Here is a 21403-nt window from a genome sequence, read left to right on the forward strand (position 1 = left end):
ACCCCGTTTTTTTTTGGTCTTGGGGGTAATTTTGCCTTCACAAGACAAAACGGGTGCGAAGGCGCTTCGGATCGGGGTGGGGCGGGAGGGCTGGCCGCCGCCCTGGTTGCGTGCGCCCGTGATTACTTGCGCCGCTTGAGGGTCTTGTGGTGGCCGCCCAGTACGACGATTGCGCCGCCTGCCAAGGCGATGAACCAGGCGAACATGACTGGTTGCAGGGTGGTTGCGCCTAGGGCTACTGCGATTGTCCAGCCGATCAGCAGGAGTGTTGAGGCTGCGAAGAGGGCCAGGGTTGTGGCTAGTTTTGGGCGGTGGCGTGGGAGTTGTAGTAGTGCTTGGCGGGTTGTTTTGCGGGTGAAGAGGAGTGGTTGGCAGGTCAGGGCTAGTGCGCCGAGCACTAGTAGGCCGGAGAACCAGCCGAGTAGTGGTGATGGGGAGGGCATGCCGGAGAGGAGGAGTAGTAGTTCTCCTGCTACCAGGAGGGTTCCTACGCGGGTTAGGGCCTGCCAGGCCAAAGGTTGGGCGTTGGTCAAGGTGTCTGGCGTGGGGGTGGGGTGTGGGGTGGTTCTGCGGCGGGTGACTGTGGTCAGGTTGGCGCGGACGTCCTGGTCTGTTGGGTCGAGTTTCAGGGCTGCGCGGTAGGCCCATTCTGCTGCGCCCCAGTCGCGGGCGCGGAGGGCTGCGTCGCCCATCACTTGGAACGCCCTGGCCTCGGTGGGGGCTAGGGCGGTGGCGTGTCTGGCTACCTCTACCGCTTCCGTGCGGGTGGCGGGGTCGGCGGAGAGGACTTCCGACAGGACTACCTGGCAGCGCCAGTCCGTGGGTTTGCGGCGGACGGATTCTCGGGCCGCGACGACGGCCTCTGATTGGCGGCCCAGTTCGCTGAGTGACAAGGCCGCTAGGCGTTGGGCCCAGGCTTGGTCGCCGTCCAGGACCAAAGCGCGTTTGGCGGCGGTGAGGGCGGGGTCTGGTTCGCCCGCGTCCAGGTGGGCCGCTGCCAGGCGGCACCAGGCCTCGGCGTGGGTGGGGTTGAGGGCCAGGGCTGGGCGTAGCAGGTCGATTGCCTGGCGGGGGTTGCCGGAGGCGGTGAACTCGGCTGCGCGCACCAGGACCCTGGTGATCGGCTCGGACATCCAACACCTCCCGGATCGTCGACCAGTGTGACAGCGGCCTGTGGGCGCCACGTTCGGGTGATGAGGGGAAAGTGGTGGAACAGGAATCCACAAGAATGAACAGCGACCCGATGAATGGACTCCTGGCGGGGTAATTCGCGGCGCAACTACCGTTAGTCATCCGATGATCGAAGCGAGACGCCCCACGGTCGAAATGTCCGCCTTTTGCTCGCCTGGAATACCACCAAATGGCCTAACGGGAGACTGAACAGTCCGGGTAAATGGTCACAATCTGTTGCGATTTCGCCATTTTTCCGCCGATCAGGTGACTGAGCGAGAGCTTCGTGCGACGCTGTCCCTGCTCGGCACCCTCGCCGACCGGGAAACATGAACATTGCTGTTCATGTCCCGTCACGGCACCGATCCGCGTGCGTCTCACCCCCGCGAGCGCACGGATTGGTCCGAGCACCCGTGACGAGATATCAGGAGGTTGGGGGCCGTGAGCACTGGCAAGGAATGGCAGATCACCTGCCGCGACATCGCATCCCGCAGACGCGACATGACCGTGTTCGTCAGCCAGGGGCACGTCGTGGTGACCGTGCCGCCCGGCGAGGCCGCCGTGCTGACCCCGCTGGAGGTCGGACGCCTGCGCGCCGCGCTGCGCGACGCCGTGGTGAACGCCTCCGGCTCCCCGGAGGCGTGATCGTCCGACCCGGCGGCCCCGCCGACGTCCCCACCGTGCTCGGCCTGCTGGACGAGGCCGTGCGGTGGCTGGTGTCGCAGGGGCGGTCGGGGCAGTGGGGTTCCGAGCCGTTCTCGACCAACCCGAAGCGGGTCGAGGCGTTGGAGGCCTGGACGGACGACCTGCACGTGGCGGAACTGGACGGCGACGTCGTCGGCGCGTTGGCGATCGGGCCCGCGCCGGAGTACGTGCCGCCCGCGGTCGGCCCCGAGGTGTACGTGACGGCGCTGGTCGGCAGCCGTCGTGGCCGCGGCGCTGGTCGACTGCTGCTGGCGCACGCGCGGGCCGAGGCGGTCAGGAGGGGTGTGGACCGCCTGCGGGTCGACTGCTACGCCGGTGGCGGTGGCGCGCTGGTCGGCTTCTACGTGTCGGCGGGGTTCACGCCCACGGCGACGTTCACCGTCGAAGGCGACTGGCCGGGTCAGGTCCTGGAGATGCGCCTGCCGGGGTGAAATCCGGCCCAGCTCTTCCTACTCACGGGTAGGTAGTGCCAGTATCGGAGCCGTGACCACCTATTTCGTGACCGGAGCGACGGGTTTCCTCGGGCGGCGACTGCTCGCGACGCTGCTCGACCGACCTGCGTGCGAACGGGTGTTCGCGCTGGTCAGACCGTCCTCGGTGGGCAAGCTGCCGCCGCACGCGAAGCTGACCGAGGTCGTCGGCGACCTGACCGCGCCGATCGAGGGCGAGCACGTCGACCACGTGGTGCACCTCGGCGCGCTCTACGACCTCACGGGCTCGCTGGAGGACCACACCGCGGCCAACGTCGTGGGCACCGAAAGGGTCGTGGAGTTCGCGAAGCGGGTCGACGCGCGTTGGCTGCACCACGTGTCGTCGATCGCCGTCGCGGGCGACCACGTGGGCCGCTTCACCGAGGACGACTTCGACCTCGGCCAACGCCTGACCTCGCCGTACCACGCGACCAAGTTCGCCGCCGAGAGGATCGTCCGCGAGCAGGACGTGCCGTGGCGGGTCTACCGGCCGGGCGCCGTGGTGGGCGACTCGCGGACCGGCGAGATCGACAAGGTCGACGGCCCGTACTACTTCTTCCCCGCGCTCGCCGCCGTCGCGCGCGTCCCGTCGTGGCTGCCGCTGGTCGGCCCGAACGCGGGCGCGGCGAACCTCGTGCCGGTCGACTTCGTGGTCACCGCGCTCGACCGGCTGATCCACGCCGACGTCGAGCCCGGCCGGACCTTCCACCTCACGGCCCCGAAGCCCCAGCCGCTGGCCGAGGTCTACAACGCGCTGGCACGGGCGGCGCGCGCGCCGCGGATCGCCGTGACCGCCCCGATCACCCTGCCGACGCGCACCGGAGCGGTCGGCACGGCCGTGCTCGCCGAACTGGGCGTCCCCGCCGTGGTCCTGCCGCACCTCACCGTGGCCGCCGACTTCGACTCCACGGCGACCCGCGCGGTCACCGGCCTGGAGCCGCCCGCGTTCGACACCTACGCCGGGGCCCTCTGGCGCTACTGGTCCCGCCACCTCGACCCGGACCGCGCGGCCAGGGGTCCGAGGCTCGCCGGGCGGACGGTGCTGATCACCGGCGCGTCGTCGGGCATCGGCCGGGCGACCGCGCTGGCCGTGGCCCGGCGCGGAGCGGTTCCGCTGCTGGTCGCGAGGCGCGCGGACGAGCTGACGAAGGTCGTGGAGGAGATCCACGCGGCGGGCGGCACGGCGCACGCGTACCCGTGCGACCTGACCGACGGCGACGCGGTGGCCGCGCTGGTGAAGCAGGTGCTCGCCGAGCACGAGGGCGTCGACATGCTGGTGAACAACGCGGGCAAGTCGATCCGCCGGTCAGTGGTGCTGTCGGTCGACCGCCTGCACGACTACGAGCGCACGATGGCGTTGAACTACTTCGCGCCGCTGCGGCTCATCCTCGGGCTGCTGCCGCACATGGCCGAACGGCGGCAGGGGCACGTCGTGAACGTCTCCACGATGGGCGTGCAGGTCAACACCCCGCGCTTCTCGGCGTACCTGGGGTCGAAGGCGGCGCTGGAGGCCGTCAGCCGGGTCGCCGCGGCCGAACTGGTCGCGGACGGCGTCACGTTCACCTCCGTGCGGATGCCGTTGGTGCGCACGCCGATGATCGGCCCGACCAAGGCGTACGACGCCGTGCCCGCGTTGACGCCGGAGCAGGCGGCGGAACTCGTGGTGCGCGCGTTGGTGGAGAGGCCCGAGGAGGTCAACCGGCCGTTCGGCGTCTTCGCCGAGATGGCGCGCAAGGTGGCCCCGAGGACGTCGCGGGCGGTGGCGCACCTGGCTTTCCGGGTGTTCCCGGACGACTCGACGCCGCCGTTGGCCTCCGTCGCCGCGGGCCTCACGCGGCTGGTGCTGGGGAGGCGGCGATGAGGCCGGTGCGCGACCTGGTCACGCTCGTGCGGGCGGGCGTGGTGCGGCCGATGCGCCCGGACCGGCTCGTCGGCGTGCTCGCGGGGTACGTCCACTGGGACATCACCGTCGCGTGGGGCTACGCGATGGGCGCGGCAAGGCACCCGGACCGGCCCGCGATCGTCGACGACGACGGCGTGCTGACGTTCGCCGAGGTCGACGAGCGCACCACCCGGCTGGCCAACGGCCTGCTGGGGCGCGGGGTGCGGGCGGGCGGCAAGGTCGCCGTGCTCTGCCGCAACCACCGGGGTTTCGTCGAGACGATGGTGGCGTGCGCCAAGATCGGCGCGCACGCCGTGCTGCTCAACACCGGGCTCAGCAAGGGTCAGCTCGCCACCGTGCTGCGTGAGCAGGAGGCGGCGGTCGTCGTCGCGGACGCCGAGTTCACCGACCTGCCGCCGGACGTGGAGCGGATCACCGACGTGGCCGAGGTGATCGCCGAGGCGGCCGCGACCCCGTTGCCGCGACGGCCGCCGCGCGGCAGGCTCGTCGTGCTCACCTCCGGCACGACCGGCACGCCCAAGGGCGCCCGCCGCCCGGAACCCGCGGGCCTCTCCCCCGCCGCCGCGCTGCTGTCCCGGATCCCCTTGCGGGAGGGGGAGACCATCGCCGTGCCCGCGCCGCTGTTCCACACGTGGGGGCTGGCGGCGTTCCAGATCGGCCTGGTCCTCGGGGCCACGCTGGTGCTGCGGCGGAAGTTCGACCCCGAGGTGCTGCTGGCCGACGTGCGCGACCGGGAGTGCGGCGCGCTGTTCGTCGTTCCCGTGATGCTGCAACGGATCCTGGAGCTGCCCGACCGCGACGTGCCGAGCCTGCGGGTGATCGCGTCGAGCGGGTCCGCGCTGCCGCCGCCGGTCGCGACGCGGTGCCTGCGCGAGTTCGGCCCGGTGCTCTACAACCTCTACGGCTCCACGGAGGTGTCGTGGGTCAGCATCGCGAAACCCGACGAGCTGGCTCGCGAACCGGGGACCGTCGGCCTGCCGCCGCGCGGCACCCGGCTGGCGATCCTGGACGAGCACGGCGACCCCGTGCCGACCGGCGGGGTCGGCCGGATCTTCGTCGCCAACGACATGCTGTTCGACGGCTACACCAACGGGAAGGGCAAGGAGGTCCGCGACGGTCTGATGTCCACCGGCGACGTCGGCTACCGCGACGACACCGGGCTGCTGTTCGTGGCGGGGCGGGACGACGACATGATCGTGTCCGGCGGGGAGAACGTGTACCCGGCGGAGGTGGAGGCGCTGCTCGCCGGGCTGGACCAGGTCCGCGAGGTGGCGGTGACGGGCGTGCCGGACGACGAGTTCGGCGCGCGGCTGGCGGCGTACGTGGTGTGCGTCGACCCCGGATCGCTCGACGAGGAGGCCGTGCGCGACCACGTTCGGACGCACCTGGCCAGGTTCTCCGTGCCGCGCGACGTGGTGTTCCTGGACGCGTTGCCGCGCAACGCCACCGGCAAGGTGCTCAAGCGCGAACTGCCTCCGTATCCTGTCTGAGGCGGAAAGCGGAGCGGGTATTGGCGGGCGGATGACGATTCCTCTTCCTCGCGCGGAGGCGGGCGATCCACGGGTGAACGCCTCGGCGAACCTCCGGGAGGCGCGCATCGCGCTCGACGAGGACCGCTCGGCCGACGCGGTGGAGTTCGCCGAGAAAGCGCTTGCCGCCTTCTCGTGGCTGGAGGACGCCGAGGGCGTGGCGGAGAGCGTCCTCGCGCAGTCCGTGGCGCTGGGGCAGCGCGGGCTGCTGGCCGACGCGCTGGACGCCATCGACCACGTGCTGGGCGTCGCCGTGGCCCACCGGCGCGTGGGGCTCCAGGCGCGGTGCGGGCTGTCGCGCGCGGTCGTGGAGCTGCGGCTGGACTCGTCCGAACGGTCGCTGCGCTCGCTGGCGCGATCCCTCGGGCTGGCTGAGCTGGGCGGCGACCCCGAGCTGATCGGCTCGATCCTGTTCGAACAGGCGCGGGTGCTGAGCGGACCCGGTGCGCGGGAACGGGAACTGCGGCGGGCCGAGGCGCTGTGCGCGCACGTCCGGGACCGGTGGAAGCAGGTCGACGACGGCGTTCGGCTGGCCCGCGTCACGGTGCTGCTGGCCCACGTGCGGCTGGACCTCGGCGAGGTCGAGCGCGCGCGCCGGTCGTGCCGCCGGGCCGAGGAGCTGCTGACCGGGCACGACCGTCCGGTGGCGCAGGCCGAGCTGCTGCTGGCGCAGGCCAGGATCAGCGGGGCGCGCGACCGGGTCGGCGAGCAGCTCGCCCGGCTGCACCGCGCGGCCGAGCTGGCGGTGGCCTGCCTGGCGCGCGAGGTGGCGGTGCGGGCGCACGGCGCGTTGAGCGCGACCTACGAACGGGCCGGGCAGCTCGGTCCCGCGCTGCGGCACGCGCGGTCGCAACTGGAGCAGCACCGGCTGCGCGAGGTGCGGGACGGCCGGGACCTGCTGCGGCTGCGCGAGCACGACCTCACCGCGGGGCTGGCCCGGCTGGACTTCGCGCCGACCGGGCCGAAACCGTTGCGCCCCAACACCACCGCGACCGCCGAACGGACGAACAGCCGGATCGCGCGGGCGTTGCGCGCGGGGCTGACCAGGCGCGGCATCGAGGTGCTCCAGCTCGTCGTGTCCGGGGCGAACACCAACGCCATCGCGGGCAGGCTCGGACTGTCCCCGAAGACCGTCCAGAACCACCTCCAGCGGATCTACCGCACCCTCGGCGTCCACGGCCGGGCGGGCGCGGTCGTGTGGTGGATCGACCTGGACCCCGACGCGGTCGACGTCCAGCCGGAGCCGGTGGGCTGAGCCGACCGTGACAACGGGCGGTCAAGTCCCGCTCCAGTCGCCCGGACAGTGGCTTGCCTCGACCACCGGACCAGCGGGGTTGGGTCATTTGCCCACCGAAGTGCGGCATAACTGGGTGATGAAATGGATGACTCCCATGTGTCATGCTCCGGTCGGACGTGCGCGGGGCGCGGCCGAAGAGCTGAGCGGCGGTACAGCCATGCGGGAGCTGAGGAGGCGACGCCACCCCGTTTCAGCGTTGCCGCAGCGCCACTCCCGCGGCGTCGCGCCACAGGACCGGGTCGACGGCTTCCGGGTCGACGCCGTCCAGCAGGGCCGTCAGCCGTTCCCGAGCGTCCCGACCGGACTCCTCGTCGCGCTCGTCCGACGCCCGCACGAGCAGCAGTCCGCAGCGCAGCCTGTCCTCCGGTCCCAGCGCGTCGAGGTCGAGCGCCTGCCGGGCGAGCCGCTCGCACTCGTCGACCTCGCCGAAGCGCAGCAGGACCTCCGCCCGCACGGCCTTCGCCTGCGCGAGCACGTCCGGCCGGCCGCCGGACGGCGTGGCCTCGACGTCGTCGAGCACCGCCACGACCCGGTCCAGGTCGGGATCGGCCGACCGCGGCTCGACCGCGGCCCACGCCAGCAGCACCCGGCAGCGGAACACCGGGTCGCCGGTGAAGGTGTCCGCGAGGTCGCGCGCCCGCCGCATCCGGTCCGCCGCCCCGGACCGGTCGCCGAGCCGGTCGGCCACCCGCGCGCGCACCCACCAGGACGAGATGAGCAGCCGGGCGCAGCCGAGGTCCGGTTCGTCCGCGAGCAGGTCCGCCGTCCGCTCGGCCTCGGCGACCCGGCCCGCGGCGATCAGCTCCGAGCAGAGCGCGACGAGCGCCCGGACGCGCACCCTGGCCACCTGCTCGCCCCCGTCCGCGCTCGCGAGGTCGACCGCCAGCCGGGCGGCGCGCACGGCGTCGGCCGACCGGCCGAGCATCCGCAAGGCGTTGGCGCGCTGGGTCTCCACCAGCGAGTCCACCGCGGGACCGGGCGACCAGCCCGCCCGCAGCCGGTTCGCGACGCGCAGCAGCGCCACGCCGTCACCGAGCCGCGACTGCACCATGAGCCGCGTCCACTGCACGCACCAGCCGAACACGTCGCCGCCGGTGCGCGGGCCGAGCAGCGCCAGCAGGTCGGCCGCCCGGTCCACGTCGCCGTCGTGGTAGGCGATCAGCGCCTCGCACCACGCGAGCGCCAGGTCCTGGTCCGCGCCGTGGTCGTCGCCGACCAGCTCGCTGGGGTCGACCTCCAGCACCTCCGCCAGCTTCCGCACCACCCGCGTGGACGGCGTGCGGTGCCCGGACTCCAGGCGGGACACGTAGCTCATCGACACGCCGGGGCACGCGAGGTCCTTCTGCGCCAGGCCGCGCCGTTCCCGCGTGGCGCGCAGCCTCGCCCCGAATCCCGTGCCCACCCGTGCTCGCGGGCCCGCGCTCGCGCCTTCGCGTTCGTCCAAAGCCGCTGCCAATCGAACGGAGCTCGATGATGGTTGTGAACTCTATCCGCCGGATCTTGGTCGCGGTGGTGCTGTGCCTCGGCATCACCGGTCTGGGCGCGGGCATCGCGCAGGCCGACGCGCAGTTCGTCGCGGGCGAGCCCGGCGAGATCTTCTCCCCGCCCTACCAGGCGGGCTGACCCGCCGACCTCAGGACCGGGCCAGTGCCGGGTCCGGTCTTGAGGCAGAGTGGTGGGGTGACCACTGAGCAGGTGAGGCTGCGTGCGCCGCGGCACCAGGTAAGCCGGAAGTCGATCACGCTCTGGACCTTGCACGCCGTGATCGGGTGGACGGTCGTGCTGCTGCCGCAGCTGGTCGTCCTGCTGTTCGTGGACTCCCCGCCGACCTGGCAGCTCACCGCCGCCGTCGTGACCGGCGTCCTGGCGGTCGCGCACACCGTCGTGATGCCGCGCTGGCGCTTCCGGGTGCACCGCTGGGAGTCCACGCCGGTCGCGGTCTACACGCTGACCGGCTGGCTGAGCCAGGAGTGGCGCATCGCGCCGGTGTCCCGGATCCAGACCGTCGACACCAAACGCGGTCCGCTGCAACAACTGCTCGGCCTGTCCACGGTGACCGTGACGACCGCGTCGGCCGCGGGCCCGGTGCACATCGAGGGGCTGGACCACGAGTCCGCGGTCCGGTTGGCCGACGAGCTGACCACCACCACGGACGCGACCCCCGGCGACGCCACGTGACCGCGCCGGAGTTCCCCAGCGCGCCCGAACTCCTGGAGGCGGAGCCGGTGCTGGAGTGGCACCGGCTCGACCTGCGGATGCTGATCGTGCGCCCCCTCAACGAGCTGCTGGGCCTGATCCCGGTGCTGGTCGGCCTGATCGTGCTCGGCGGCGGCGACAAGTGGCGCATCGCGATGAGCGGCGGCGTCATCGTGCTCGTGGTGCTGTTCGGGCTGCTGAGCTGGTTCACCACCCGCTACCGGATCACCGACGAGCAGGTGGAGCTGCACACGGGTCTGCTGGTGCGCAAGCGCCTCGCGGTGCCGAGGGACCGCATCCGGACCGTGGACCTGACCTCGAAGCTCGGCCACCGGCTGTTCGGCCTGTCCGCGATCCGGGTCGGCACCGGCCAGCACGAGAAGGCGGGCGAGAACGGCGGCGTGACGCTGGACGCCGTGTCCGCGCGGGAGGCCGAGCGGCTGCGCCAACTGCTGCTCGACCGGGCCCGGCTCGTCCCCGTCTCGCTGGACCCCGCCGCGCCCCCGCGCGAACGCAGCGCGCTGCTGGCGAAGTTCGACCCGCGCTGGTTGCGCTTCGCGCCGCTGACGGTGTCCGGGCTGGTCGCGGTCGGCGGCACGTTCGGCGTGCTGATGAACTACGCGCAGGAGTTCGACCTGCGGCGGTCCGCGTTCTCCGGCCTGCACGACGTCGTCGAGTGGGTGACCAGCGCGCCGCTCGTGCTGACCATCGCGGTGCTGCTGGGCGTGGTGCTGGTGCTGGCCGTGATCGCCTCCCTGCTGGTGTACGTCGTGCAGTTCTGGGGCTACCGGCTGACCAGGGAGGACGACGGGACGCTTCGCGTGCGGCGCGGCCTGCTGACCACCCGCTCGGTGTCCGTGGACGAGGACCGGCTGCGCGGCGTGGAGGTGCAGGAGCCGTTGCTGCTGCGGCTCGGCCGGGGCGCGCGGGCCACGGCCGTGGCCACCGGGCTCGGCACCAAGGGCGAGAGCAGCCTGCTGCTGCCGCCCGCGCCGATCGCCGAGGCGCACCGCGTGGCGCACGAGGTCCTGCACGTCGCGGAATCCCCGACCACGGCGCCGTTGCGGCGGCACCCGCTGGTGGCGCTGCGCAGGCGGATCGTCCGCGCCGTGCTGCCGGTGCTGGTGCTGGCGGGGGTGCTCGCGCTCTTCGCGCCGTCGTGGACGTGGCAGGCGGCGCTGGCGCTGCTGCCGTTCGCGGCGCTGATGGGCTGGGACCGCTACCGCGCGCTCGGCCACGCCCTGACCGAGCGCTACCTGGTGGCGCGCAGCGGTTCGGCGCTGCGGGAAACCGTTGCGCTGCAACGCAGCGGCATCATCGGCTGGCGCGTTTCGCAGTCGTTCTTCCAGCGTCGAGCGGGATTGGCGACGGTGTCGGCGACCACGGCCGCGGGCGACGGCGTCTACCACGTGATCGACGTCGACGCGGAGGCCGGACTGCTGCTGGCCGACGAGGCCGTGCCGGACCTGCTGCGCCCGTTCCTGGTCCGCGGCGACGGGTGACCGCGGCCACACCCCTGACCGCGTCTCGTTTGGACGGTCGTCCCCGGTCGTCGCCCTAGGCTGGAAGTGTTGTCCCCCAAGGACGTCGACCGGGGAGTGGCATGGACGGGTGGCCGGACGCGGCACTGGTGGGCAAGAGGATCTCGGCGCTGGTCGCCGCGCCCGTGCGGCCGGTGACCCGTGAGCGGGCCGCCGCGGACCTGGCGTGGTTCGACGAGCGGTGCCCCACGTCCAAGCGGTCGGCCGAACGGATGCGCGAGGTCGTGCCGGGCGGTTCGCAGCACAACCTGGCGTTCTCCAAGCCGTTCCCGCTGGAGGTCGTGCGCGGCTCCGGCGCCCACCTGTGGGACGCGGACGGCAACCGGTACACCGACCTGCTCCAGGCGGGCGGCGCGACGGTGCTCGGCACGAACCACCCCGTGGTGCTGGAGGCCGTGACGAAGGTGCTCGCCGAGTGCGGGCCCGCCACCGGGATGACCCACCCGTACGAGCTGAGGCTCGCCGAACTGGTCCGCGACCTGGTGCCGTCGGTGGAGCTGTTCCGGATGCTCGGCTCCGGCACGGAGAGCGCGATGGCCGCGATCCGCGCGGCGCGGGCGTTCACCGGCAAGGCGCACGTGGTGAAGGTCGGCGGCGGGTACCACGGCTGGAGCGACCAGCTGGTCGTCGGGATGCGGCTGCCCGGCACAGGTCCGCTGGAGGCGACCGGGGTTCCGCCGGGCGCGTACGCGCGGACCACCGAGGTGTTCCCCGGCGACGAGGACGCGCTGCGAGACGCGCTGGTCGCCAACGCGGCCGACGGCGGCACGGCGGCCGTGCTGGTGGAGCCGATCGGGCCGGAGAGCGGCACGTGGCCGACGACGCCCGAGTACCAGCGGCGCGTTCGGGAGCTGTGCGACGAGTTCGGCGCGCTGCTGGTGCACGACGAGGTGGTGTCCGGGTTCCGGCTCGGACTCGGTGGCGCGCAAGCGCTCCTCGGCGTGACGCCGGACCTGACGCTGTTCGGCAAGTGCGTCGCGGGCGGGTATCCCGGCGCGGGCGGCGTCGGCGGCAGGCGCGAGGTGATGGAGGTCTTCGCGGGCGGCATGGCGGCGTTCGGCAAGCGGGTGTTCGTCGGCGGCACGCTGGCCGCGAGCGCGGTGTCGTGCGCGGCGGGCTACCACGCGCTGGTGGAGATGGAGCGGGTCGACGCGCCCGGCAAGGCGTCCCGAGCGGGCGACCGGCTCCGGGCGGGCCTGGAGCGGATCGTCGAGCGGCACTCGTTGCCCTACGTGGCCTACAACTTCGGCTCGATCGTGCACCTGAATACGACCGGCATCCTCAACCTCGACCTGCGGTCGCCGGAGTCGGTGGCGCAGGCGGGCGACCGGCTGACGGCGTTGCAGGAGTTCGGCGCCGCGTTCACCGCGGAGGGCCTGATCACGTTGGCGGGCAGCAGGTTGCTCACCAGCATGGCCGACACCGACGACGTCGTGGACGACGCGCTGGTCCGGTTCGAACGGGTCCTCGCCGGGGCCACGACCTCGGCCCCGGCGGGACCGCACCCCGACTAGCGGTCCACGGACCGGGCGAACGCGATCAGCGCCGCGTTCGTCTCGTCGGGACGTTCCTGCTGGATCCAGTGGCCCGCGCCCTCGACCAGGCCGAACGACGTCAGGTTCTCCACGGCGGGCGTCATCGCGAGTTCGAGGGTCGCCGGGTCGAACCAGTTCACCACCGGATCCTTGTCACCGCCGAGGAACATCGCGGGCACGGTGATCTTCGCGCCGGCCCACGCCGTGGTCAGCTCCCAGTTCCGGTCGATGTTGCGGTACCAGTTGAGCGCCCCGGTGAACCCCTCCTCGGCGAACTCGGCCGTGTAGGCGGCGATGTCCTCCGCGGTGAACCACGACGGCAGTTCCTCCGGCAGGGCAAGGGATCCGGTCATGCCGTTCTCGTCGGTGATCAGGTTCTGCACCTGCGGGCTGTCACCGGAGTACCAGTAGAACATCTTGGTGAACATCGCCGCGGTGTCGCCTTCCAGCTCCTTCTCCGCGACACCTGGCTCCTGGAAGTAGATCTGGTAGAACTTCTCGCCGAACGCGGCCCGCACCCCGTCCAGCGGCGCGATGTCCCCGCGCGGCTGGAACGGCACGCTCAGCGACACCACGCCGCGCACCAGGTCGGGCCGGAACAGCGCGGTGTTCCACGCGACCGGCGAGCCCCAGTCGTGGCCGACGACCACGGCGTCCGGGGCGCCGAGCGCGCCGATCAGGCCCACGACGTCGCCGACGAGGTGCAGGATCGAGTAGTCGTCGGCCGACGCGGGGTGCTCGGAGCGCGGGTAGCCGCGCTGGTCCGGCGCCACGGCGTGGTAGCCGGCCTCGGCCAGCGCCGTCAGCTGGTGGCGGTAGGAGTAGGAGCTCTCCGGGAAGCCGTGCAGCAGCACGACAAGCGGTCCTTCGCCCGCTTCCGCGATGTTCAGGGTGATGCCGTTCACCGGGACGGACCTGTGCTTGATCTCAGTCACCGCACATTGTTCGCAGCTCCGACGCCGTCACGTCAAGGCATGGTCCGATCACCGACAGCGAAGCGCCAGGTCAGCCCGCGGCCCGGAAGGTGCTGCGGTACACGCTGGGCGCGACCCCCAGCGCGGTGCTCATCTGCTGCCGCAACGCCGCCCCCGTGCCGAACCCCGAGCGCTGCGCCACGACGTCCACCGGCAGGTCCGTGGCCTCCAGCAGGTGGCGGGCCCGTTCCACGCGCTGCTGGGTGATCCACTTGCCGGGGCTCATGCCGGTCTCCTCGCGGAAGCGGCGGGTGAACGTGCGGACGCTCATCCGCACGTGCTCGGCCAGCGACCGCAGGTCCAGCGGCTCGTCGAGCCTGGCCAGCGCGTACTCGCGGGCCGGGGCGGTCGAGGTCGTCTCCGGCGGCGGCACCGGGCGTTCGATGTACTGCGACTGGCCGCCGGAGCGCCACGGCGGCACGACGCAGCGGCGGGCGGCGCGGTTGGCGGCCTCGGTGCCGAAGTCCTTGCGGATCAGGTGCAGGCACAGGTCGATGCCCGCGCCGACGCCCGCCGACGTGAGGACGTCGTCCTCGTCGACGAACAGCGCGTCCGGGTCGAGGTCCACGTGCGGGAACATCCGGCGGAACGCGTCGGCGTACCACCAGTGCGTGGTGGCGCGGCGGCCGTCGAGCAGCCCGGCCGCGGCGAGCGTGAACGCGCCGGTGCAGATGGAGACGATCCGGGTGGTCGGCGCGGCGGCGACCAGGGCGCCGAGCACGTCGTCGGCGAGCGGGTCGCGGTAGAGCAGGTCGGCCCGCTGCTGCCCGGACACGACGATCGTGTCGGCCTCGGCGAGCAGTTCGAGGCCGTGGTCGCCCAGCACGGAGTACCCGGCCGAGCTGCGCACCGGCCGGTTGCCGGGCGTGCACACGCGGACCCGGTAGTAGTGCCGCTCGTCCTCGTCGCGGGCCGTGCCGAGCACCTGCGTGGGGGTGCCCAGGTCGAAGCCGGTGACCTGGTCGAGGGCGAGCACCGCCACCTCGTGACGCCTCATGGCCCGATTCTTGCACATGATGGCCTTCCGGCCACTGGTCTGGCGCGGCCGTTCGGCGGATGCTCTGCCGGTGACGCAGATCGAGGCCCGTCAGGGCCGCACCACTCTCCACTGGGCCTGGGTAGTCGCCGCGGTGTCCTTCATCGCGCTCATCGGCGCGGCCGGGTTCCGCTCCGCGCCGGGAGCCCTCATCGAGCCGTTGCAGCGGGAGTTCGGCTGGTCGCGCGCCACGATCTCGCTCGCCGTCTCGGTCAACCTGATGCTCTACGGCCTCACGGCCCCGTTCGCCGCCGCCCTGATGGCGCGCTTCGGCGTCCGCCGCGTCGTGAGCCTGGCGCTGCTGCTCGTCTCGGTCGGCAGCGGGCTCACGGTGTTCATGACGGCGAGCTGGCAGCTGATCCTGCTGTGGGGCGTGCTGGTCGGCCTGGGCACCGGGTCGATGGCGCTCGCGTTCGTCGCGACCATCACCGGGCGCTGGTTCGTCAAGCGCCGGGGGCTCGTCACGGGCGTGCTCACCGCGGGTGGCGCGACCGGTCAACTGGTGTTCCTGCCGGTGATCGCCGGGCTCGCCGAGTCGTCGGGCTGGCGCTACTCGTCGCTGGTCATCGCGGGCGCGGCGCTGCTCGTCGTGCCGCTGGCGTACTTCCTGCTCAAGGAGCACCCCGCCGACCTCGGCCTGCCGCTGTACGGCGGCACGGAGATCGTGACGCCCCCGGCCCCCACCGGCGGGGCCGCGCGCAACGCGATCAACGCCCTGCGGACCGCCTCGCGCACACGGTCGTTCTGGTACCTGGCGGGCGGGTTCGCGATCTGCGGGATGACCACGAACGGGCTCGTCGGCACGCACTTCATCCCCGCCGCGCACGACCACGGGATGCCGTCGACCACGGCCGCGAACCTGCTCGCGCTGGTCGGGCTGTTCGACATCGTCGGCACGATCTTCTCCGGCTGGCTGACCGACAAGGTCGACTCGCGGATCCTGCTGGCCGCCTACTACCTGCTGCGCGGGATCTCGCTCCTGCTGCTGACGCAGCTGTTCGCCAGCTCCGTGCACCCGAGCATGCTGGTGTTCATCATCTTCTACGGCCTGGACTGGGTCGCGACCGTGCCGCCGACCGTCGCGCTGTGCCGGGAGATCTTCGGCGACGCGGGCCCGGTCGTGTTCGGCTGGGTGTTCGCGTCGCACCAGATCGGCGCGGCCATCGCCGCCACGGCCGCGGGCCTGGCCCGTGACCACTTCGGCGACTACGCGCTGACGTTCTACGTCGCGGGAGGGCTCAGCATCGCGGCCGCCGCGCTGTCGTTGCTGGTCAAGCGGTCACTTGCGCTTCCGCGCGGTGCCGAAGAGCCCGCGGGTGATCTCCCGGCCCAGAGCGCTGGCCGCTGAGCGGAGGAACGACTTCACCGCGGTGTTGCCGAGCACCTTCTCCACGAGGCCGGGGTCGTGCTTCTCCTCCCGGCGTTCCTTCTCCTCGGCCTGAGGCACGACCTTGGCCGTGAGCTTCTCGTAGGCGGACTCGCGGTCGATCGTCTCGGCGTACTTGCCGTGCAGGTCCGACGACGCGGCCTCCTGCCGGATGGCGTCCTGGCCGATGGTGTCCATCAGCGAGCGGGGCGCGCGCAGCCTGGTCCACGCGACCGGGGTGGGCGCGCCCTTCTCGCTGAGCACCGTCACGATCGCCTCGCCGGTGCCGAGCGACGTCAACGCCTTCTCCAGGTCGTAGTGCGTCGACGTCGGGTACGTCTTCACCGTGCGGGACAAGGCTTTCTGGTCGTCCGGCGTGAACGCGCGCAACGCGTGCTGCACCCGCGCGCCGAGCTGCGACAGCACGTCGTTCGGGATGTCCGTCGGCAGCTGGGTGCAGAAGAAGACGCCGACGCCCTTGGAGCGGATGAGCTTCACGGTCTGGGTGATCTGCTCCAGGAACGCCTTCGACGCGTCCGCGAACAGCAGGTGGGCCTCGTCGAAGAAGAACACCAGCTTCGGCTGGTCCAGGTCGCCCTCCTCGGGCAGTTCCTGGAACAGCTCGGCCAGCAGCCACATGAGGAACGTGGAGAACAGCGCGGGCCTCGACTGGAATTCCGCGAGTTCCAGCAACGTGATCACGCCCTTGCCGTCGACCTGCCGCATGAGGTCGGCCGGGTCCAGCTCGGGCTCGCCGAAGAACGTGTCGCCGCCCTGGGCCTCCAGGTTCACCAACGCCCGCAGGATCACGCCCGCCGTGGCCGACGAGACCCCGCCGATGCCCTTCAGGTCCTCCTTGCCCTCGTCGCTCGTGAGGTGGTTGATCACCGAGCGGAGGTCCTTGGTGTCCAACAGGGCCAGCCCGCGGGTGTCGGCCCAGTGGAAGATCAGCCCGAGCGTCGACTCCTGGGTGTCGTTGAGCCCCAACACCTTCGACAGCAGGATCGGGCCGAAGCTGGTGATCGTCGCGCGCACCGGCACGCCCGCGCCACCGGTGCCGAGCGACAGGAACCGCACCGGGTGCGCTTGGGGCTGCCAGTCGTCACCCGTGTCCGCGGCCCGCGCGGTGATCCGGTCGCTGCTCGACCCCGCCCGCGACAGCCCGGAGAGGTCGCCCTTCACATCCGCCATCACCACCGGCACCCCGGCTGCCGACAACTGCTCGGCGATCAGCTGGAGGGTCTTGGTCTTGCCCGTGCCCGTCGCGCCCGCGACCAGCCCGTGCCGGTTCATCATCGCCAACGGCAACCGCACGTGCGCGGTGGACTCGACAGCGCCGTCCACGAGGACCGCGCCGAGTTCGACCGCCCGACCTTCCGAGGCGTACCCGGCCGCGATCTCGGCCGCCGCGGACTGCTGCTGAGTCATTCGCCCCAGCGTAATGAGGGAACCGGGACGCGCCACTCGAAGCGCGAGGGCCGTCGAGGTCACGAGAGACTAGGCTCTCGCGGGTGATGGATCGTCTGGTGTGGATCGACTGTGAGATGACCGGCCTCGAACTCGGGAAGGACGCCCTGATCGAGATCGCCGCGCTCGTCACCGACGCCGACCTGAACGTCCTCGGCGAAGGCGTCGACGTGGTGATCCACGCGGACGACGACGCGCTCGCCGGGATGCCCGAGGTCGTCGTGGAGATGCACGCGAAGTCCGGGCTGACCGAGGAGGTCCGCCGGTCGACCGTCAGCATCGAGGAGGCCGAGGCCCAGGTGCTCGCGTACATCAAGGAGTGGGTGCCGGACCCGCGCACCGCGCCGCTGGCGGGCAACTCGATCGCGACGGACCGCGGTTTCATCGCCCGCGACATGCCCGCGCTCGACGGCCACCTGCACTACCGGATGATCGACGTGTCGTCGATCAAGGAGCTGTGCAGGCGCTGGTACCCGCGCATCTACTACGCGCAGCCGGAGAAGGGCCTCGCGCACCGGGCGCTCGCGGACATCAAGGAGTCCATCCGCGAACTGGCGTACTACCGGCGCACCGCGTTCGTGGCCCCTCCCGGCCCGAGTTCGGACCAGGCCCAGGCCGTCGCGGCGGAGCTGCTGAAGGCCGACGGGATCGGTTGACCACCCGATTTCTTCCCCGGTCGGTCGGCACGCTATGCTTCTCGTGCCGGTCAACCGGTCTTGGTGGGTGTAGCTCAGCTGGCAGAGCACTGGGTTGTGATCCCAGGTGTCGCGGGTTCAAGTCCCGTCACTCACCCCAAGCGAACGCCCCCTGACCTAGCAGGTCAGGGGGCGTTTTCACGTCTGGAGAGCCTTCATGAGCGCCACCCTCGTCGCCAAGGACCTCGCCGCCGGGCACGGCGACCGGGTGCTGTTCTCCGACCTCCAACTGGTGGTCGCACCGGGTGACGTGATCGGGCTCGTCGGCGTCAACGGGGCCGGGAAGTCGACCTTGCTCCGGACGTTGGCGGGCCTGATCCCGGCCGAGCAGGGCACCGTGCGGCTGAGCCCGCCGTCGGCGACCGTCGGCCACCTCCCCCAGGAGCCGGAACGCCGTCCGGGCGAGACCGTGCGCGAGTTCCTGGCCCGCCGCACGGGCGTCGACTTCGCGCAGCGGGTCCTGGACGCGGCGACCGAGGCGTTGAGCATGGGCACGTCCGGCTCCGACGACGAGTACGGCGACGCGCTGGAGCACTGGCTCGCCCTGGGCGGCGCGGACCTGGAGGAGCGCTCGGTCGAGGTCGTCGCCGACCTGGGCCTCGCGGTCGACCTCGACCAGCCGATGACGTCGCTGTCCGGCGGCCAGGCGGCCCGCGCGGGCATGGCGTCGCTGCTGCTCAGCCGGTACGACATCTTCCTGCTCGACGAGCCGACCAACGACCTGGACCTCGACGGCCTGGACCGCCTGGAGCGGTTCGTCGGCGACCTGCGCGCGGGCACGGTCGTCGTCAGCCACGACCGCGAGTTCCTCGCCCGCACGGTCACCCGCGTGGTCGAACTGGACCTCGCGCAGCAGCAGGTGCGCACCTACGGCGGCGGTTACGCGGCGTACCTGGAGGAGCGCGAGGTCGCCCGCAGGCACGCCCGCGAGGAGTACGAGGAGTTCGCCGACACCAAGGCGTCGCTCGAAGCGCGTGGCCGGATGCAGCGGGCGTGGATGGAGAAGGGCGTGAAGAACGCCCGGCGCAAGCAGACCGACAACGACAAGAAGGGCCGCGCGTCCCGCACCGAGGCGACCGAGAAGCAGGCGTCGAAGGCCCGGCAGACGGACCGGATGATCGAACGCCTCGACGTCGTGGAGGAGCCCCGCAAGGAGTGGGAACTCCGGATGGAGATCGCCCCGGCTCCACGGGCGGGCGCGATCGTCGCGTCCCTCAGCCGCGCGGTCGTGACCCGCGGCGAGTTCACCCTCGGCCCGGTGAACCTCCAGATCGACTGGGCGGACCGGGTCGCCATCACCGGCGCGAACGGCGCGGGCAAGTCCACGCTCCTCGGCGCGCTGCTGGGCCGCGTCCCGCTGGACGACGGCGTCGCCACCCTGGGGTCCGGCGTGGTCGTGGGCGAGATCGACCAGGCCCGCGGCCTGTTCCTCGGCGACCAGCCCCTCGCGGAGGCGTTCGAACTGGAGGTGCCGGAACTGGCGCCCGCCGACGTCCGCACCCTGCTGGCCAAGTTCGGTCTCAAGGCCGCCCATGTGCTGCGCACCGCGGCCTCGCTCTCCCCCGGCGAACGCACCCGCGCCGCACTGGCCCTCCTCCAGGCCCGCGGCGTGAACCTGCTCGTGCTCGACGAGCCGACCAACCACCTCGACCTGCCCGCGATCGAACAGCTCGAATCCGCGCTGGAGAGCTACACCGGCACGCTGCTGCTGGTCACCCACGACCGCCGCATGCTCGACGCCGTCCAGACCACCCGCCGCCTGGTCGTCGACCACGGCCAGGTGAAGGACCTGTAACGGTCGTCGGCGCTGACTGTCCACAGTGGCACGGATGCGAAAGGGCGGTGCCTCCCTCCCGGAAGCACCGCCCTTTCTCGAAGGCGACTAGCGGTTACCGGCGACCCACTGGTCCCACGGCACCTGCCAGTCGCCGAAGCCGTCCCACGACTCCAGCGGCGGGCCGCCCGAGTTCGTGACGATCACGACGTCGCCGGGCTTGGCGTTGTCGAAGAACCACTTCGCGTTCTCCGGAGACATGTTCAGGCACCCGTGGCTGACGTTCCGGTTGCCCTGGTCGCCGACGGACCACGGCGCGGAGTGCACGAAGATCCCGCTGTTCGACATCCGCGTCGCCCAGTCGACCGGCGTCTTGTAGCCGCCCGCGTCCAGCGCCAGCCCGTACGTCGTCGAGTCCATGATCATGTGGTCGCGCTTCTCCGTCAGCACGTACGTGCCGGTGGGCGTCGTGTTCGCCGCGTTGCCCATGGACGTCGGCACGGTCCGCACGACCTGGCCGTTGACCTTCGTCACGACCTGGTGCGTGCCGCCGTCGGCCTCGTGGACGACCGCGTCGCCGATGGTGGCGTTGATCGTCCGGTCCTCCTGGCCGTAGATCCCGTTGCCCATGTTCTTGCCGTAGACCTTGGCGTTGATGGTGATCTTCGTGCCCGCAGCCCAGAAGTTCTGCGGCCGCCAGTGCACTTCCTTCTCGTTGAACCAGTAGAACGCGCCTTCGACCTTGGGCTCGGTCGTGATCTGGAGCGCGGCCTCGGCGGCCAGCTTGTCCGTGATCGGCTCGTCGAAGTAGAAGGCGATCGGCTGGCCGACGCCCACCGTCGCGCCGTCGACCGGGTTCGTCTCCACGTAGGTCAGCGTCCGCGGCTTCACCGTCGAGAACGCCGACGTCTTGGTGACCGGCTTCCCGTCGGCCCCCTGCCCGGTCGCCGACAGCGTGTACGCCTTGTCGTAGGCGAGCGGAACGCTATTGGCCCACTGCAACCCGTCCGGGCTGATCTGCCCCCCGATGACGACACCGTCGGCAGCGGTCAGCTTCACGTCCGTGAGCTTCCCGTCGGCGGCCGTGGCGATGACCGGCAGCCCCGGAGCCACTCCCGCGGCCCCGTCGGCGGTGCCGAGCGTCAACGTCACGGGCGGAGGAGGCGGTGTGGTGCTGGTCGAGGGCGCGTTCGCCTGCACCTCGACCGCCGGGGAGGACGAGCAGCCTGTGATCAACATCGCAGCCAGCCCCACGGCGACCAGCCCGAACACCCCGCGCTTGCCCGTCATCCCCATCGCACCCATCCGTTCACCCGGTCCCCGTACAACGAGACAGCGCGCAAGCAGGTGCTACCACTGCCGCCCCACTACAGGAGACGCCACCCGCCCCACCCGAGTTGCCCCGGATACGCGATCGTTACCAACGCGAAGTTCTCCCCCCATCCAACCCCTCCAAACCCGCCCTGACCAGCCGATTGGGAACTGCGCGAACCGCTGTGCTAATGTTCTTCTCGTCGGAACGGAGCAACACGGTTCAGACAAACAAGTGAAGATGAAGTACCTGCGCCGCTAGCTCAGTTGGTTAGAGCAGCTGACTCTTAATCAGCGGGTCCGGGGTTCGAGTCCCTGGCGGCGCACCGTCAAAGAAGTGGGGGGGGGCTTTTGGGGGGCCCCGTGGTTGGGGTTTAAGGCCCCCCCCCCCCCCCCCGGGTGGGCGGGGGCGGGGGGGGGAGCCCCCCCCCCGG

The 21403-nt window shown here is 71.6% G+C and carries 18 protein-coding genes and 2 tRNA genes; 14 read left to right on the forward strand and 6 right to left on the reverse strand.

Features of this window, described 5'->3' with window-relative positions; all coding sequences use genetic code 11:
• Positions 1 to 122 precede the first annotated feature (122 nt).
• Positions 123 to 1133: a tetratricopeptide repeat protein gene (locus ACFWW9_RS26780; RefSeq protein ID WP_390383509.1), complete on the reverse strand. Its 1011-nt coding sequence runs from the start codon at positions 1131 to 1133 to the stop codon at positions 123 to 125.
• Positions 1134 to 1611: 478 nt separating this feature from the next.
• On the opposite strand from ACFWW9_RS26780, the gene ACFWW9_RS26785 reads away from it, so the two are divergent.
• Genes ACFWW9_RS26785 through ACFWW9_RS26805 form a run of 5 tightly spaced genes read left to right on the forward strand, consistent with a single transcriptional unit; the run spans position 1612 to position 7032 of the window.
• On the forward strand, positions 1612 to 1815 hold the full coding sequence (locus ACFWW9_RS26785; RefSeq protein ID WP_390383511.1) for a hypothetical protein: 204 nt from the start codon (positions 1612 to 1614) through the stop codon (positions 1813 to 1815).
• Positions 1812 to 2306, forward strand: a complete 495-nt coding sequence (locus ACFWW9_RS26790) for a GNAT family N-acetyltransferase (protein WP_390383513.1) — start codon at positions 1812 to 1814, stop codon at positions 2304 to 2306. The genes ACFWW9_RS26785 and ACFWW9_RS26790 overlap by 4 nt, the downstream gene beginning before the upstream one ends.
• A gap of 52 nt (positions 2307 to 2358) precedes the next feature.
• Positions 2359 to 4206, forward strand: coding sequence for an SDR family oxidoreductase (locus ACFWW9_RS26795; protein WP_390383515.1), 1848 nt, complete (start codon positions 2359 to 2361; stop codon positions 4204 to 4206).
• Positions 4203 to 5738 carry an AMP-binding protein gene (locus ACFWW9_RS26800; RefSeq protein ID WP_390383517.1) on the forward strand — a complete coding sequence of 512 codons (1536 nt, stop codon included), beginning with the start codon at positions 4203 to 4205 and terminating at the stop codon, positions 5736 to 5738. Before ACFWW9_RS26795 ends, ACFWW9_RS26800 begins: the two co-directional genes overlap by 4 nt.
• Before the next feature lie 31 nt (positions 5739 to 5769).
• Complete coding sequence (locus tag ACFWW9_RS26805) at positions 5770 to 7032, forward strand: LuxR C-terminal-related transcriptional regulator (protein ID WP_390383519.1); 1263 nt, start codon at positions 5770 to 5772, stop codon at positions 7030 to 7032.
• A gap of 232 nt (positions 7033 to 7264) precedes the next feature.
• Here ACFWW9_RS26805 and ACFWW9_RS26810 read toward each other — a convergent pair whose 3' ends face one another.
• Positions 7265 to 8518: a helix-turn-helix domain-containing protein gene (locus ACFWW9_RS26810; RefSeq protein ID WP_390383521.1), complete on the reverse strand. Its 1254-nt coding sequence runs from the start codon at positions 8516 to 8518 to the stop codon at positions 7265 to 7267.
• 29 nt (positions 8519 to 8547) lie between these two features.
• On the opposite strand from ACFWW9_RS26810, the gene ACFWW9_RS26815 reads away from it, so the two are divergent.
• The 4 genes from ACFWW9_RS26815 to ACFWW9_RS26830 all read left to right on the forward strand — a co-directional run bounded on the left by ACFWW9_RS26815 (position 8548) and on the right by ACFWW9_RS26830 (position 12325).
• Positions 8548 to 8697, forward strand: coding sequence for a hypothetical protein (locus tag ACFWW9_RS26815; protein WP_390383523.1), 150 nt, complete (start codon positions 8548 to 8550; stop codon positions 8695 to 8697).
• A 57-nt stretch (positions 8698 to 8754) separates the two neighbouring features.
• The gene (locus ACFWW9_RS26820) at positions 8755 to 9252 is read left to right on the forward strand and encodes a PH domain-containing protein (RefSeq protein ID WP_390383525.1); all 498 of its coding nucleotides are present in this window, start codon (positions 8755 to 8757) and stop codon (positions 9250 to 9252) included.
• Entirely contained in the window at positions 9249 to 10772 is a 1524-nt protein-coding gene (locus ACFWW9_RS26825; protein WP_390383527.1) for a PH domain-containing protein, read from the forward strand. Before ACFWW9_RS26820 ends, ACFWW9_RS26825 begins: the two co-directional genes overlap by 4 nt.
• Before the next feature lie 101 nt (positions 10773 to 10873).
• Complete coding sequence (locus ACFWW9_RS26830; protein WP_390383529.1) at positions 10874 to 12325, forward strand: aminotransferase class III-fold pyridoxal phosphate-dependent enzyme; 1452 nt, start codon at positions 10874 to 10876, stop codon at positions 12323 to 12325.
• On the opposite strand, the gene ACFWW9_RS26835 is transcribed toward ACFWW9_RS26830, so the two are convergent.
• Together ACFWW9_RS26835 and ACFWW9_RS26840 are read right to left on the reverse strand one after the other, a co-directional pair.
• A complete protein-coding gene (locus ACFWW9_RS26835) occupies positions 12322 to 13281 on the reverse strand; it encodes an alpha/beta fold hydrolase (protein WP_390383531.1) in 960 nt (319 codons plus the stop codon). The two genes, ACFWW9_RS26830 and ACFWW9_RS26835, sit on opposite strands and share 4 nt — an antisense overlap.
• 70 nt (positions 13282 to 13351) lie before the next feature.
• A complete protein-coding gene (locus ACFWW9_RS26840; protein ID WP_390383533.1) occupies positions 13352 to 14317 on the reverse strand; it encodes a GlxA family transcriptional regulator in 966 nt (321 codons plus the stop codon).
• Between the two features lie 19 nt (positions 14318 to 14336).
• On the opposite strand from ACFWW9_RS26840, the gene ACFWW9_RS26845 reads away from it, so the two are divergent.
• Positions 14337 to 15704, forward strand: coding sequence for an MFS transporter (locus ACFWW9_RS26845; RefSeq protein ID WP_390383586.1), 1368 nt, complete (start codon positions 14337 to 14339; stop codon positions 15702 to 15704).
• On the opposite strand, the gene ACFWW9_RS26850 is transcribed toward ACFWW9_RS26845, so the two are convergent.
• On the reverse strand, positions 15636 to 17150 hold the full coding sequence (locus ACFWW9_RS26850) for a helicase HerA-like domain-containing protein (RefSeq protein WP_390383535.1): 1515 nt from the start codon (positions 17148 to 17150) through the stop codon (positions 15636 to 15638). The two genes, ACFWW9_RS26845 and ACFWW9_RS26850, sit on opposite strands and share 69 nt — an antisense overlap.
• A gap of 83 nt (positions 17151 to 17233) precedes the next feature.
• Between ACFWW9_RS26850 and orn the strand changes: the two genes are divergently transcribed.
• The 3 genes from orn to ACFWW9_RS26865 all read left to right on the forward strand — a co-directional run bounded on the left by orn (position 17234) and on the right by ACFWW9_RS26865 (position 19679).
• A complete protein-coding gene (orn, locus tag ACFWW9_RS26855; RefSeq protein ID WP_390383537.1) occupies positions 17234 to 17845 on the forward strand; it encodes an oligoribonuclease in 612 nt (203 codons plus the stop codon).
• 63 nt (positions 17846 to 17908) lie between these two features.
• Positions 17909 to 17984: transfer RNA gene (locus ACFWW9_RS26860), tRNA-His, on the forward strand.
• A 57-nt stretch (positions 17985 to 18041) separates the two neighbouring features.
• On the forward strand, positions 18042 to 19679 hold the full coding sequence (locus tag ACFWW9_RS26865; RefSeq protein WP_390383539.1) for an ABC-F family ATP-binding cassette domain-containing protein: 1638 nt from the start codon (positions 18042 to 18044) through the stop codon (positions 19677 to 19679).
• 87 nt (positions 19680 to 19766) lie between these two features.
• On the opposite strand, the gene ACFWW9_RS26870 is transcribed toward ACFWW9_RS26865, so the two are convergent.
• Positions 19767 to 20948 (reverse strand): Ig-like domain-containing protein, encoded by a 1182-nt coding sequence (locus ACFWW9_RS26870; RefSeq protein WP_390383541.1) that lies wholly within the window; start codon positions 20946 to 20948, stop codon positions 19767 to 19769.
• A 273-nt stretch (positions 20949 to 21221) separates the two neighbouring features.
• Between ACFWW9_RS26870 and ACFWW9_RS26875 the strand changes: the two genes are divergently transcribed.
• Positions 21222 to 21295 (forward strand) — tRNA-Lys (locus tag ACFWW9_RS26875).
• Positions 21296 to 21403 lie beyond the last annotated feature (108 nt).

Source organism: Umezawaea sp. NPDC059074 (assembly GCF_042738955.1).
Lineage (GTDB): Bacteria > Actinomycetota > Actinomycetes > Mycobacteriales > Pseudonocardiaceae > Umezawaea.